Origin of the sequence: Flavobacterium psychrotolerans (assembly GCF_003097635.1) — a bacterium.
In the GTDB taxonomy this organism is placed as follows: domain Bacteria; phylum Bacteroidota; class Bacteroidia; order Flavobacteriales; family Flavobacteriaceae; genus Flavobacterium; species Flavobacterium psychrotolerans.
The window spans coordinates 172,521-187,006 of record NZ_QCZI01000003.1 but is presented as its reverse complement, the minus strand read 5'-3'; the positions used below and the strand labels follow the sequence as shown (position 1 = coordinate 187,006).

The window sequence follows — 14,486 nt, the reverse complement described above, 5'->3', positions numbered from 1 at the left end:
TTTTGATTTTTTGAAATCAATTTAAGTTTTCGTTAAGTATATGTCTTAAAATAACATCAGTAGCCCCCTTATTCATTTCCACAAAAGTGCTACAAATATGTCCTTTTTCGTGACGAATGTCCTCATTTGCAATTAGGTTTTCAAAAGTGTCGTTCAATTCATTTTGATTCGAAACGGAAACACAGCCTTCCATATTTACTAATGCAGTCGCTTCTGCAAAATGCGAGAAATTCGGGCCAATAACAATTGGAACGCCAAAAGTGGCCGGCTCTAAAATATTATGAACGCCCGGATTCCCAAAACCTCCGCCAACATAAGCGATGTCAGCATAGCTGTAAATTTTAGTCAAAATCCCAACAGTGTCGATGATAAAAACATCAAAATCCGATAAATTTTTGTTTTCTTTTTCAGAAAACAGAACCGTCTTTTTAGAAATGTTGTTTTTTAATTCTTGAATTTGCTCCGATTTGATATTGTGGGGTGCAATTATAAATTTTACAGGATGTTTGGTCGAATTGATAAAATCGACTAATAAATGTTCGTCTTTTGGCCACGAACTTCCCACGACAACAGTCAATTGATTATTTTTGAAATCCGAAATAAAATCCAAAGAATTGTCTTTTTGTAAAATGGCTGCCACACGATCAAAACGGGTATCGCCAGAAACCGAGACATTCGTTTTGCCTAATTGCAATAAAAGTTCTTTTGATTTTGAATTTTGAACAAAGAAATGTTCGAAAGTATTCAATGCCTTTCTGTAAAAACTGCCATACCATTTAAAGAATAACTGATTCTCTCTGAAAATGCCCGAAATCAAGTAGGTTGGGATTTGGTGCTTTTTTAACTCATTCAGATAATTCGGCCAATATTCATATTTAATGAAGAAAGCCATATCAGGACGAACGATTTTCATGAATTGCCGAACATTGCTTTTGGAGTCCAAAGGCAAATAAACCGTAACATCTGCAATGGCATTGTTTTTTCGTACTTCATAGCCCGAAGGCGAGAAGAAAGTCAATACGATTTTATGATTTGGAAATTGACTTTTCATTTTTTCCAGAACAGGCAAGCCTTGTTCGTATTCGCCTAAAGAAGCAGCGTGAAACCAAATCGTTTTGTCAGAAGCTTTAATTTTGTCGGACAAAGTGCTAAAAACCGTTTTTCGACCATCAACAAAAAGCTTTACTTTTGGACTGAATAACGCTATGATTTTTATTAAAAAACCAGCAAAAATCAGCAATAAATTGTATAGAAAAAACATAGTTTGTAAATTGTGCTGCTAAAATACATCACTTTGCAGAATTTCCATTGTTGTCCGTCATTAAATTAGTAATTTTGCTAGCATATAATTTATAAGCAGATGAAAAAAATTCAGATGGTTGACCTCAAAAGTCAATATGATAAAATAAAAGACACCGTAAATGCCTCTATTCAAGAAGTTTTAGAAACTAACACGTATATTAACGGGCCGCATGTTCATCAATTTCAAAAAAATCTGGAAGAATATCTCGATGTGAAACATGTTATTCCTTGCGCAAACGGAACTGATGCCTTGCAAATTGCGATGATGGGATTGGATTTAAAGCCAGGTGACGAAGTGATTACTGCCGATTTTACCTTTGCTGCAACCGTTGAAGTGATTGCCTTATTACAACTGACTCCTGTTTTGGTGGATGTAGATTTGGTCAATATGAACATTTCGATTGAAGGAATTAAAAAAGCAATTACCCCAAAAACCAGAGCGATTGTTCCTGTTCATTTATTTGGGCGTGCCGCAAATATGGAAGCGATTATGCAATTGGCGAAAGAATATAATCTATACGTTATTGAAGACAATGCACAAGCAATCGGAGCCTATTGCAAATTTTCGGACGGAAGCAAAAAGAAAGCAGGAACCATTGGTCATGTTGGAGCCACCTCTTTTTTCCCTTCTAAAAATTTAGGATGTTATGGGGATGGCGGTGCTATTTTTACTAATGATAACGATTTGGCCCATAAACTTCGTGGAATAGTCAATCACGGCATGTATGTGAGATATCATCATGATGTGGTGGGCGTGAATTCTCGGTTGGATAGCATTCAGGCGGCAGTTTTAAATGCCAAATTGCCTTTATTAGATGAATACAACCATGCCCGTCGTGAAGCAGCAAAAAAATACAATGCTGCTTTTAACGGACATTCAAAAATTGTAATTCCAGATTTTGATTTAAACGGAGACGATCATGTTTTTCATCAATATACGTTGCGAATTATCGATGCCGACAGAGATGGATTGATGCAACATTTGTTGGATAAAGGCATTCCTTGCGCGATTTATTATCCAATTCCGCTGCATTCACAAAAAGCCTATTTGGATGCCCGTTACAAAGAAAGTGATTTTCCGGTAACGAATCAATTGGTAGAAGAAGTACTTTCTTTACCAATGCACACCGAATTAGATGACGAACAAATTCAATTTATAACAGAAAGCGTTTTAGAGTTTTTAAAATAGATAAAAGGTTTATTATTGGCTAATCGAGATAATTCGTTTAACCGACTTAACAAATTAAAAATCAATATTCAATGAAAATATTAGTAACAGGAGGTTTAGGTTTCATCGGTTCACACACCGTAGTCGAATTGCAAAATGAAGGCTATGATGTCGTTATTATTGATAATCTTTCTAATTCATCAGAAGAAGTTTTAAAAGGAATTGTAGCCATTTCTGGTAAAGCTCCCATTTTTGAAAAAATGGATTTAAGGGAAAAAGCATCGGTACAAAGTTTCTTCAATAAACACCATGACGTTGCCGGAGTAATCCATTTTGCGGCATCTAAAGCGGTGGGAGAAAGTGTAGAAAACCCGTTGTTGTATTATGAAAACAACATCAATACACTAGTTTATATTTTGCAGGAACTGCAACAAAAACCAGAAGCTAATTTTATTTTTAGCTCTTCGTGCACGGTTTACGGTCAAGCCGAAAGAATGCCCATTACTGAGGATGCTTCTATTCAAGTAGCGATGTCACCATACGGAAACACCAAGCAAATAGGTGAAGAAATTATTACCGACGTTACTAAAGTAACCAATATTAATGCAATTTTGTTACGTTACTTCAACCCGATTGGGGCGCATCCATCGGCTGAAATAGGAGAATTGCCTATTGGCGTTCCACAGAATTTAGTTCCGTTTATTACACAAACCGGAATCGGGCTAAGAAAAGAATTGTCTGTTTACGGAGATGATTATCCAACTCCAGACGGAACCGCAGTGCGTGATTATATTCATGTAGTTGATTTGGCGAGAGCGCACGTTATTGCTTTGCAACGCTTGATTAACAAAAAGAATGTAGCAAAAGTAGAAACCTTTAATCTGGGTACCGGAACAGGAAGTTCTGTGCTGGAAGTAATTAAAGCTTTCGAAAAAGTAAGCGGACAAAAATTACCCTATAAAATCGTTGATCGTAGGGATGGGGATGTTACTTCTGCCTATGCAAATACCGATAAAGCAAATAATGGTTTAGGATGGAAAGCGCAATCTACACTCGAACAAGCAATAGCAAGCGCTTGGAAATGGGAACAGAAGATTAGAGGTTAGTTTTAGTAAATAAAATTCCAAATGTTCTTCTTGGACTGCAACCAAAAGGTAGGGTAAATTTACAATTAAATTGATAATAATGAGCTCGGTATTGTATCGGGCTCATTCCTTTTAGATTCGGCTTATGTCTTTAAACATCTTCTATACTGCAAAGTTTAAATTCATAATTGTACTTAGACTTTTCTTTTCAAAAAAATACCCCAAATAGTGTATGACTTTTTGGGGTATTTAATTTTTAGGATTTTAATTTATCTAATAGTGTTGTTCTGAATCAAATCAATGTACAAATTGATTTTGTCTTTCAACTCTTTTCGTGGAGTTATAAAATCTAAGAAACCGTGTTCTAATACAAATTCAGCAGTTTGGAAACCATCTGGCAAATCTTTCCCAGTGGTGTCTTTTACAACTCGAGGGCCTGCAAAGCCAATTAAGGCTCCGGGTTCAGAAATATTTACGTCACCAAGCATCGCATAAGAAGCCGTTGTTCCTCCAGTTGTTGGATCTGTACACAATGAGATATACGGAATTTTCGCATCGGCTAATTGAGCTAGTTTAGCTGAAGTTTTTGCCAATTGCATCAAGGAATAGGCAGCTTCCATCATTCTTGCTCCACCTGATTTTGAAATCATTAAAAAAGGAACATTGTTTTTTATGGAATAATCAATTCCACGAGAAATTTTTTCTCCCACTACTGCACCTACGGAACCTCCAATAAAGGCAAAATCCATACAGCAAATTACTAAATCTTTACCTTTAGACTTTCCAACTCCAGTTCGGACGGCATCCTTAAGTTTGGTTTTTTCCATGGCGTCTTTCAATCGATCAGAATACTTTTTTGTATCCACAAAATGCAATGGATCTTTGGAAACCAAGTTCTTGTCTAATTCTTGAAATTCGTTATTGTCAAATAAAATTTCAAAATATTCGGCACTACCTATTCTTACATGAAAATCGTCTTCTGGGCTAACCCAAAGATTACGCGCCAATTCTTCGGCATCGATTATTTTCCCCGTAGGGGATTTATACCACAACCCTTTAGGGACATCTTTTTTATCCTCGGTTGCGGTAGTGATTCCTTTTTCTGTTCTTTTAAACCAAGCCATAATTAATTTGTGAATTATGAATTATGAATTATGAGTTAAGCTCAAAATTATAAATTCTATTATAAAATTATGAATTAAAACAAAACTCATAATCCATAACTTTTAACTTAATAATTTATAGGGTGTTTACATTGTTCAAGTCGGCGAAAGCCTCTTCTAACCTTTTGATGAAAGTTAATTCCCCTTCACGGATCCATTTTCTTGGGTCATAATGTTTTTTGTTTGGTGAATCAGCTCCGTCAGGATTTCCAATTTGAGTTTTTAAATACTCAACATTGTTAACCATATAATCACGAATTCCTTCGGTATAGGCAAATTGCAAATCAGTATCAATGTTCATTTTAATAACACCGTAGCTAATTCCTTCTCTAATTTCTTCAAGTGTAGAGCCAGAACCACCGTGAAAAACAAAATCAACTGGATTGTTTCCTGTGTTGAATTTATTTTGAACATAATCTTGGGAATTTTTCAATATTTTTGGAGTCAATTTTACATTTCCGGGTTTGTAAACCCCGTGTACGTTTCCAAAAGATGCGGCAATTGTAAAACGAGGACTTACTTTTGAAAGTTCTTCGTAAGCATAGGAAACTTCTGCGGGTTGTGTATATAATTTTGAACTGTCAACGTCAGAATTGTCAACGCCATCTTCTTCTCCACCTGTAATTCCAAGTTCGATTTCTAATGTCATTCCCATTTTGCTCATTCGAGCTAAATATCCTTTACAAATTTCGATGTTTTCTTCGATTGGCTCTTCAGACAAATCAATCATGTGAGAGCTAAATAATGGTTTTCCAGTTTCTGCAAAGTGTTTTTCGCTTGCATCTAACAATCCGTCAATCCAAGGCAATAATTTTTTCGCACAGTGATCCGTATGTAAAATAACAGTTGCTCCGTAAGCTTCTGCAAGAGTATGAACATGTTTTGCACCAGCAATTCCACCAGCAATGGCCGCTTTTTCGTTGGTATTTGACAATCCTTTTCCAGCATTAAAAACAGCTCCGCCATTTGAAAACTGAATGATAACAGGGGCATTTAATTTAGCAGCTGTTTCAAGAACACCGTTAATAGTACTTGAACCTATTACGTTTACCGCAGGTAAGGCAAATCCTTTTTCTTTTGCATAGTTGAAAATTTCTTGAACTTGGTCACCAGTTGCAACTCCAGGTTTAATGTTATGAGCCATTGTGTTTGTTTTTAGGTTTAAAAAATTAAAGTTCACAAAAATAATAATTTATAAATTTAGAAAGGATAATTTATTCCAATATTTAGTATAGAGTTGCTAAAATTATAATCCCGGAACCATTTTTTGTTTATTTCATTGGAAGGATTGTAGGTTTTAAATCCTAAATCGAGTCGAACAACAAAAAAGCTAAAATCATATCGGAATCCGAATCCAGAGCCTATTGCGGTATCTTTCAATGATTTTATACCACTAAATACGGCTTTTTCATCGGTGATATTATCCATTACATTCCAGATGTTACCTGCATCAACAAATAAAGCGCCGTTAAACTGCCCAAAAAAGTTAAATCTAAATTCGGTGCTTATTGCAATTTTTAAATTGGCTTCATTAAAGTCATTAATGGTTCCACTTCTCCCCGGACCTAAAGCATAAGGTTGCCATGCTCTATTGTCGTTCGATCCTCCGGCAAAATAACTTCGGGAAAACGGAACACTATTAGAGTTCCCATAAGGGATGGCAATTCCTGCGAAACTTCTAAAGGCAAGTACCTTTTTTCGGCTTAAATCCCAGTGCTTAATGTATTCTAACTCTGTTTTGATGTATTGTGAATATTCTACTTCTAAGAAAGTGTTGTTTCCGCCCTGATTCTTGAGTTGCTTTGAGGCACTTGCAATAAGGGACAATAAATTACCGGCAGATTCTGTTTTTGATTTAAAGATGTAAAAATTCTCATCGTTAATATCCGTTTTTGTTGTTTTTGAGAATGTAAAATTAGAAGCAAAAATTAAATTATTTTCGGTTAATCTCGTTTTTCGTTCATTAATGCTATTCACATTTTTCTTGTCGATTTCATTTAATAGGACTGTTGGGTTGGAATCTAAAGCACTACTTAAAAACCCATTTGTACCACTTTCTATAATTAAGTTGTTTTTGTCGTCAAAATAAGAAGGGTCAGTAGGATAGGACTGGGCAATTTTGTTTAATGTTTTATAGGAAGATCCATAAACTTTAAAATAATTACTCAAATTAATGTTTTTGACAAATTGAATATTGAGGATATCCAAACGGGAAAAGCTATTTCTTTTAGGTGTCCAATTGTAAGTAAAAGCGCTAGTGAAATTTTCTTTATCCAATCCGATATTCTGTTGTTTTGCATATCCAATACTTAATGTGGTTGAGGGAATCATGCTTTTTGGGATGATTTTATTGGTATTAAAAAACATAAAGATCCCCGGAAAATTTAATTTCATATCCACTCCATATTCGGATACATTAAAAAAAGTATCGTTCGGATTGGCTAGGTCTTTTGATGAGCCTATATTTCCTCTAGCGGCAACTTCGAAAGTTTCGGCACCATTAAATATATTTCTGATTGAGAGTGTCGTGGTTCCTACAATTCCGAAATCTTGAATATTTGAATGGGTTAAATCCAATGAGGTTCCAAAGCTGAATTTTTTTCTTGGGGTTAAATAAATATTGGCTATCAGGGAGTTGCCTGTACTGTCTCTAGCGTCAAAATTATACTGAATCGTTGGGTAATTAAAAACTTTAAGATTGCTCAGGTATCTCGATGTTAATGTGGTTTTATAATCGGCAAAGAGCCCTCCTTTTGTTATAAAAACAGCATTAGCAATAGCTTTTGGCCTGTATTTTAGTTTACCGTTACTAAAAAAATTAAAGTTGTTGAATGTGACACTCGTACTGTCTTTATCTTTTGATATGGTTTTGTTGGGGGAATAATCAGTGTAAATGTTAACATCACTAATTTTATAGATTTTAAAAGACTGTGTCTTTGTAGAATCACCTTCTCTGTAGGAATAATTATTGATTTTTAAATTAATGTTGACTTTGTTTTTTTTATTGATGGTGTCTATATCAAAATTGATATAATTTTGTTGAAAAAGGTAGGCCCCATTGTTTCTAAAATTAGTGGTAATACGGTTTATTTCAGTTTTAAAATCTTCTGTTTGGTATCGATTTCCGATTTTAATTGTGGAATTTATTTTTTTGGATTCGTATAAAGAGTCTAAAATAGGGGAAAGGATGGTTGTTTTTAGCGAATCAATAAAAAAAGCATTTCCGGTGGTAATAGTGTATTTAATTTTTGCTTTTTTTGCACTTATAGAATCAACCTCATAACTTGCTTTTGTGTTAAAATAGCCGTCATTAAAATAATAGGATTTTAATCTGATGGAAGATTTATCAGCGCTTTTCTTGTCAATAATTACAGGAGGTTCTCCTGATTTTGATAAGAAATCATGTATTCCGGCATACCAAAAAGATTCTCCTAAACGGTTTACTTGTTTGGCAGAAAGCCATTTGGAGAGCCTTTTGTATTTTTCTGGATTGGCAATGAACTTGGCTTTGTAAGTGGAATCGTGTTTTATATTTGCGAGATTATATAGATTTAGTCGAAGGTGGTAACCTAAAAGATCAGTATTGGGTTTTTGATACAATTGATTGTGCACAGCTTCTCGTTTTTCTTTCTTAGAATTTACAGAAATTTCATTCTTTACCAGAAGTTTTTTGCCCTGTGGGACTCTTTTTTCCGAGACGCAAGCGGATATAAGTATTCCTATTAGAATAAATAATGATATTTTTGTAAAGGCGTTTCTCAAAGGTTGTGAAATATTTAATTCAAAAGTACATTATTTCCATGGTTAGTAAAAACCAAATAAAATTAATAACGAGTTTACAACAAAAAAAATATCGAGTTGTCGAACAATTATTTTTTGCCGAGGGGGTAAAAGTAATTCAAGAATTGTTGCAATCCGATTTTGAACTGGTGCATTTATATACGACACAACAGGATTTTAATGAGGTTTTAGTTTCTAAAAAAACAATTATTTCCGAAAGCGATTTAAAAAAAATTAGTGCGTTGACTTCTGCCAATAGTTGTTTGGCCATTTTTAAAATTCCAAAACAAAAAAATATAGAGCAAAAAGGATTGATAATAGCTTTAGATGATATTCGAGATCCGGGAAATCTGGGAACAATACTTCGATTGTGTGATTGGTTTGGAGTGGAAGAATTGGTTTGTTCTGCATCCACGGCCGATCTATACAGTCCAAAAGTAGTTCAAGCAACTATGGGTTCCATTTCTAGAGTAAATGTAAATTACGTCGATTTGAATTCGTTTTTAGAAACTACTGAATTGCCCATTTTTGGCACTTTTATGGATGGAAAAAATATCTATAAAGAAGAACTTCCTAAACAAGGAATTATTGTGATGGGCAATGAAGCCAACGGAATTTCACAAAGTATCGAACGGTTGGTCGCAAAACGATTAACAATACCAAGATTCGGAATTTTGAAGCGGACCGAGAGTTTAAATGTCGCTACAGCAACCGCAATTGTCTTGAGTGAGTTTAGAAGACTTAATTCCTTATAATTGTTTGGGACAAAAGGGCTAGGTATATCTTTTTAATGAAAAGTAAAATTGACTAAGACCGCACGGGTTTTCATTGATTCAACATTTCCTGTCCACGGACTATTTGGGTCATTGTCGCGAATCAATTCATCACCTATTCCAAAAACACCTCGTATAGAAGGAGAGAATTTGAAGTATTCTAAATATAAATCGACTCCAAAACCAATTTCATAATTTTTAGTCCAAGGTTTTACTCTAAATCGTTGCTGTAAATTATCATCTATTGATTTTGAATTGCTTGATAAATTTAACGTTGTTGACAGACCTCCCAAAAGGTAAGGTCTTACATTTCCTGTTCGCATCGAAGAAAATTTAAGCAACAAGGGGAAATGAATATTGGTTGCACCAACTTCCCGTGTAGCATCAATTTTTCGTGTTTGGTTGGCATACTCAAGGTTTCTTTTCGTGTAATATAAACCGGGTTCAAATCTTAAATTTACGTAGTCGTGCAGCTTCAAATCTCCAACAAGACCTACGTTAAATCCAGTTGTGGTTTTTACTTGTATGTCTGGGGCAACATTTTTATACTCAAATTTGAAATCATAAGAATTAAATCCTAAAAAATAACCCCAATAGACTCTTTGCTTATCAAAATTTTCATTGTTTAAAATGGGGTCTTTACTAAAGGTACCTCCTGGAAACTGGGCGTGTCCGTTATAAATTGAGAGAAATAGAACGAAAGCAAGTGTTTTTTTCATGTTTATGCTGAATAATTTTCAGTATCATTTTTTTGAAGCGGAATAAATGGTCGCCACACCAAAAGTCTGGGGTCTATCTACAACATTTATAAACCCAATTTTTCTCAAAATATTGTTTAACGCTTCTCCATATGGGAAAACTGATGCCGATTCAGATAAATAACCATAAGCGGCATTGTCATTTGAAAACAATTTTCCAATTAATGGAAGGATATTTTTAGTGTAAAAAACATAGCCTTGTTTATAAGGTGATTTTGTGGGATTTGAAGTTTCTAATATGACAAAAATTCCGTTAGGTTTTAATACCCGTTTAATTTCGCCCAATCCTTTTTCAAGATTTTCAAAGTTTCTAACTCCAAAAGCTACGGTAATTGCGTCAAAAGTATTGTCTTCAAAGGGCATGTTTTCTGAATCCCCAAATTGCATTTCTATTTTATCAGAAAGACCTTTTTCGGCAATCTTTTTCTTACCCACTTCAAGCATTCCAACTGAGATGTCTAATCCGATGATTTTTTCGGCATTTGTATTTGCCATTAATATGGCTAAATCTCCCGTTCCGGTGGCAATATCTAGTATCGTTTTTGGGTTAGTGTCTGAGACCAGTTGGAGTACTTTTTTTCGCCATTTAACGTCGATTCCAAAAGAAATCACACGATTTAGTCCGTCATAATTCCCTGAAATGGTATCAAACATTTGGGCAACTTGTTCTTTTTTGCTTAACGAAGATTCTTTATAAGGAGTGATGTTTTTTGACATTTCTGTTTTCTGCAAATATAATACAAACGGAACAATCTCTAAATGAGTTTTAAAATTATAAATAAACTTTATAAGTGAGTTTTACTTGAATAAAAAATTCCGTTTTCTATGTAAATGCGGTCACATTTTTTTTGTAAGATTTTTCTTTTCACTAATTTTGGTGAGGTAAAAAACACTAAATATGGGTATTGTGATACTTGTTTTTATTGTTGAGTTTTGCACTTTAATTAGTAAATACATGCTTTCAAGATTTTTCATAGCCGAAATATTACTGGTAATACTTGCATTCATTATCATGTAGGTTCTTGTTAGCATGATTAACATCTAAACCCCTATAGCTGTTAATTGTAGAATGCAAAATATGTTCTTTGGTTAAATTTGTTTTTGGAAATTTTAGTTTTTCCACCTTTAATATCTTTGTGGTATTTGGTATTGAAGGGTTTTGAGAATTATTCTCATATATATGCCAACATCATCATTATTTTTTTGACAGAATTAATTTTGGTGTTGGTTATATTTACTTAACAGATTTTGTTCAAGGAAACAGACTACTTCATTTAGTACCCCTAAATATAAATAAAAAACCGCAGAATATTTTTCTGAATTGCCCCAATAACATGTTTCATGACTTGAGGAGTTATCATCCTATATATAAGTCGATAGCATTTAGTCTCCCCAATAATTATGATTATTTCCTAATTTGTTATTTGAATTCAGATAACTTTTTATAGGCTCATTAATTTTGGTGACAGAAAAATCATTAAACCTAGGTATTGTGGCTGTTCTTTTATTAGTTGAATTTTATACTTTAATTAGACAGTAAAAATAATCGATATGTTCTCAAGATTTTCCATAGCCGAAATTATATGGTTTGTGCTAGCACTCATTTTTGGATATGTTTTTGTGAAAATCATATTCATCGCAATTCCTATAGATTTCAGTTATGAAATTAAAAATACGTTCTTTGGTTTAAATTTGTTTTTGGAAATTTTAGTTTTTTTCGCCTCTATTACCTTTGTGGTATTTGGTATTAAAGGTTTTTTTGAGAATTATTCTCGCAAATATGCCAACGTCATTATTTTTTCGACAGGATTAATTTTGATGTTGGTTATATTTATTTTAGCATATCAAATTTTGTATTAGAAACTAATTCTCCTTGGTTTATTTTATATATAAATGTACAACGAGAAACTTTGAAATATATTATAACGTTCCCCATTTAATTTAATGGTTTTATTAGAACAAAATTTCATCCTCACTAATTTTGGTGAGGGCAAAATCATCAAATGTAGGTATTGTGGCAACTATTTTTATTTCTGATTTTTACACTATAATTAGGTAATACAAAAAGCAACATATTTTAATAATTTTTCATAGTCGGAATTATATAATAGTGGTTGCGTTCATTATCGAAACATGTTCTATCAAACAATATAGACATCTCTATCCATGAAGATGTTAATTACGAAATGCAAAATACGTTCTTTGGTTTAAATTTGTTTTTGGAAATTTTAGTATTTTTCCGCCTTTAGTACCTTTGTGGTATTTGGTATTAGAGGCATTTGAGAATTATTCTCACAAATATGCCGACATCTTTATTTTTTCGAGAGAATTAATTTTGGTGTTGGCTTTTTTGTATTAGTCTATTCGCTTTTTTAATGTCGACTTTTGTTGTATTAGTGAGTTGCAAATATCCCATACCCGTGTGGTTTTCTATTTCCTAATATACGTTTGATAACTAAAATTATAATTGTGTTTTTCATCTTTAGAATGAAATTCCTCCTGTTGAAGATCCCAATCGTCTAAATTTATCTCCGGAAAAAACACATCGGCATCAAAAGTTTCAAATACTCGTGTAAGTTCTATCTTGTCAGAAAAAGGCAGTCCTAATTGATAAATTTCGCCACCTCCAATAATATAAACGTCTTCATTTATGGGTGAAATTTCCAGGGCCTTTTCCATACTGTCAACAATAATGCAACCTTCTGGATTATAATCTTTCTGGCGAGTAATAATAATGTGGGTTCTGTTTGGAAGTGGTCTTGGGAAACTTTCAAATGTTTTTCGTCCCATAACGATATGATGTCCTGATGTAAGTGCCTTAAATCTTTTGAAATCGTCAGGCAAATGCCAAACCAATTCGTTGTTTTTTCCTAAAGCATTATTTTTTCCAGCAGCCGCGATAAGTATAACCATTCGTCTTTATTTTAATTTGGGTAAGATAGTAATTCTACTTTCCTTATATTCTCCATGTGCTATTTTAGTTTTTGAAGGCACTTAAACGGAAGATTATAGTTGAACAAATTTACATTTTAATATCTAAACATTTTCATAGCTCACTTTTATAAGTGTTTTTTTGTAATTTTAAGCCACAAAATAACCGCTATGAAATTTTTCTTAAATGTGTTCCTGTTTTTTACTGTGTTAAATAGCATTGCGCAAAGCACGAGGGATTTGTCTCCCATAATTGCTGTTGATTCACTGTATAGGGAAGATCAGTTTTATTTAACATTTACCTATAATAGTTTGTTAAATAGACCAAGTGGAATTTCACAAAGTAAGTTTTCATCAGGTTTTGCAGGTGGTTTTTTACGGGACATACCAATAAATAATGACAGAACCCTAGCTATTGCCCCAGGTTTTGGGCTTTCCTATAACAAGTATTTTCAGGATTTACTGGTTTCAAGAACCAATCAAACAAATGAATATTCGGCGGTTCCTTCGGATAAAAGTTTTAGAAAAAACAAACTCGATCAATTTTATGTGGATGTCCCAATAGAGATTAGATGGAGGACTTCTACACCAGAAAGTCACAAATTTTGGAGAATTTATTCCGGTTTTAAATTCAGTTACATCATTTGGAATAAGTACACGCATGTAGATGCCGAATCGGATTATAAAATAAATTTAGCTAGCGATTTTAATAAATTGCAAATGGGCACTTATCTGACATTAGGATATAATACTTGGAATTTTTATGCCTACTATGGATTGACACCTCTCTTTAAATCCTCGGCAAAAATAAATAAAGAATCTGTTGGATTTAACACATTAAATTTAGGTTTAATGTTTTACATTTTATAACCAAAAACACCAAAAAAGTATTTGTGAAAGTAACCCAATTAAAAATCCAATTGCCAATTCTTTATTGGTATGCGCTTTCATTTCTAGTCGGGAAGCAGCGATGATTCCGTTCATCAGGATTAAAAAGGCAATGAATACTAATGTATTAATTTGATAGTGAATACTAATCCCAATTGCAAAAGCGGTCAGGTTACTGATACCAATCATGTGAATACTCGCTTTTATTTTTGCAAATAGAAACACTAAAGCCAAAACCGTGCTAATTAATCCGCCAAAGAAGAAGAAAAACAATTCTGGAATTGCATCTATAGTAATGCTTTTTTGAATTAGAATAATAATTAATACAGCCTGGATGATTAAAGGAATTTTCCGTTGTGATAATTCGGAAACCATTACAGAATCTACTTTTCCCAATGTTCGCAGAAGATAAAAAAACGAGACGGGAATTAGAATGGTAATGAGGGAAACTTGGAGCAGAATCAAATATTTTTGATATACCTCGAAATAATTAGGAGTAAAAAAAAGAAAGAATAGCGTTCCAAAAACAGGAATGAATATGGGATGGAATAGATAGGAAAAAACGGGTAGGATTTTTTTCAAGGAGATGATTTTGTTAAAGAATTAAATGCGAATCAATAAAACCGCTACACTAGTAT

At 33.5% G+C, this 14,486-nt stretch carries 12 protein-coding genes; 4 read left to right on the top strand and 8 right to left on the bottom strand.

Annotated features, from left to right (window positions below):
- Positions 1-16: 16 nt before the first annotated feature.
- Entirely contained in the window at positions 17-1,261 is a 1,245-nt protein-coding gene (locus DB895_RS03830) for a 3-deoxy-D-manno-octulosonic acid transferase (protein ID WP_116724029.1), read from the bottom strand.
- Positions 1,262-1,360: 99 nt separating this feature from the next.
- On the opposite strand from DB895_RS03830, the gene DB895_RS03825 reads away from it, so the two are divergent.
- Together DB895_RS03825 and galE are read left to right on the top strand one after the other, a co-directional pair.
- Positions 1,361-2,491, top strand: a complete 1,131-nt coding sequence (locus DB895_RS03825; protein ID WP_116724028.1) for a DegT/DnrJ/EryC1/StrS family aminotransferase — start codon at positions 1,361-1,363, stop codon at positions 2,489-2,491.
- A 71-nt stretch (positions 2,492-2,562) separates the two neighbouring features.
- Complete coding sequence (gene galE / locus DB895_RS03820; protein ID WP_116724027.1) at positions 2,563-3,576, top strand: UDP-glucose 4-epimerase GalE; 1,014 nt, start codon at positions 2,563-2,565, stop codon at positions 3,574-3,576.
- Between the two features lie 248 nt (positions 3,577-3,824).
- Here galE and accD read toward each other — a convergent pair whose 3' ends face one another.
- From accD to tamL, 3 genes are all read right to left on the bottom strand, one after another.
- On the bottom strand, positions 3,825-4,679 hold the full coding sequence (gene accD / locus DB895_RS03815) for an acetyl-CoA carboxylase, carboxyltransferase subunit beta (RefSeq protein WP_116724026.1): 855 nt from the start codon (positions 4,677-4,679) through the stop codon (positions 3,825-3,827).
- A 115-nt stretch (positions 4,680-4,794) separates the two neighbouring features.
- A complete protein-coding gene (fbaA, locus tag DB895_RS03810) occupies positions 4,795-5,862 on the bottom strand; it encodes a class II fructose-bisphosphate aldolase (RefSeq protein ID WP_116724025.1) in 1,068 nt (355 codons plus the stop codon).
- A gap of 56 nt (positions 5,863-5,918) precedes the next feature.
- Positions 5,919-8,480 carry a translocation and assembly module lipoprotein TamL gene (gene tamL, locus DB895_RS03805; protein WP_116724024.1) on the bottom strand — a complete coding sequence of 854 codons (2,562 nt, stop codon included), beginning with the start codon at positions 8,478-8,480 and terminating at the stop codon, positions 5,919-5,921.
- 38 nt (positions 8,481-8,518) lie between these two features.
- Between tamL and DB895_RS03800 the strand changes: the two genes are divergently transcribed.
- Positions 8,519-9,253, top strand: a complete 735-nt coding sequence (locus DB895_RS03800; protein WP_116724090.1) for an RNA methyltransferase — start codon at positions 8,519-8,521, stop codon at positions 9,251-9,253.
- 32 nt (positions 9,254-9,285) lie between these two features.
- Here the strand turns inward: DB895_RS03800 and porT are convergent, their stop codons facing one another.
- From porT to DB895_RS03775, 3 genes are all read right to left on the bottom strand, one after another.
- On the bottom strand, positions 9,286-9,990 hold the full coding sequence (gene porT / locus DB895_RS03795; protein ID WP_116724023.1) for a type IX secretion/gliding motility protein PorT/SprT: 705 nt from the start codon (positions 9,988-9,990) through the stop codon (positions 9,286-9,288).
- A 24-nt stretch (positions 9,991-10,014) separates the two neighbouring features.
- Entirely contained in the window at positions 10,015-10,746 is a 732-nt protein-coding gene (gene ubiE / locus DB895_RS03790) for a bifunctional demethylmenaquinone methyltransferase/2-methoxy-6-polyprenyl-1,4-benzoquinol methylase UbiE (RefSeq protein WP_116724022.1), read from the bottom strand.
- A gap of 1,713 nt (positions 10,747-12,459) precedes the next feature.
- On the bottom strand, positions 12,460-12,942 hold the full coding sequence (locus tag DB895_RS03775) for a dihydrofolate reductase (RefSeq protein ID WP_116724019.1): 483 nt from the start codon (positions 12,940-12,942) through the stop codon (positions 12,460-12,462).
- 189 nt (positions 12,943-13,131) lie between these two features.
- Here DB895_RS03775 and DB895_RS03770 point away from each other — a divergent pair, with 189 nt between their 5' ends.
- Complete coding sequence (locus tag DB895_RS03770; protein WP_116724018.1) at positions 13,132-13,830, top strand: porin family protein; 699 nt, start codon at positions 13,132-13,134, stop codon at positions 13,828-13,830.
- Here the strand turns inward: DB895_RS03770 and DB895_RS03765 are convergent.
- Entirely contained in the window at positions 13,825-14,430 is a 606-nt protein-coding gene (locus tag DB895_RS03765; protein WP_116724017.1) for a hypothetical protein, read from the bottom strand. The two genes, DB895_RS03770 and DB895_RS03765, sit on opposite strands and share 6 nt — an antisense overlap.
- Positions 14,431-14,486: the final 56 nt, after the last annotated feature.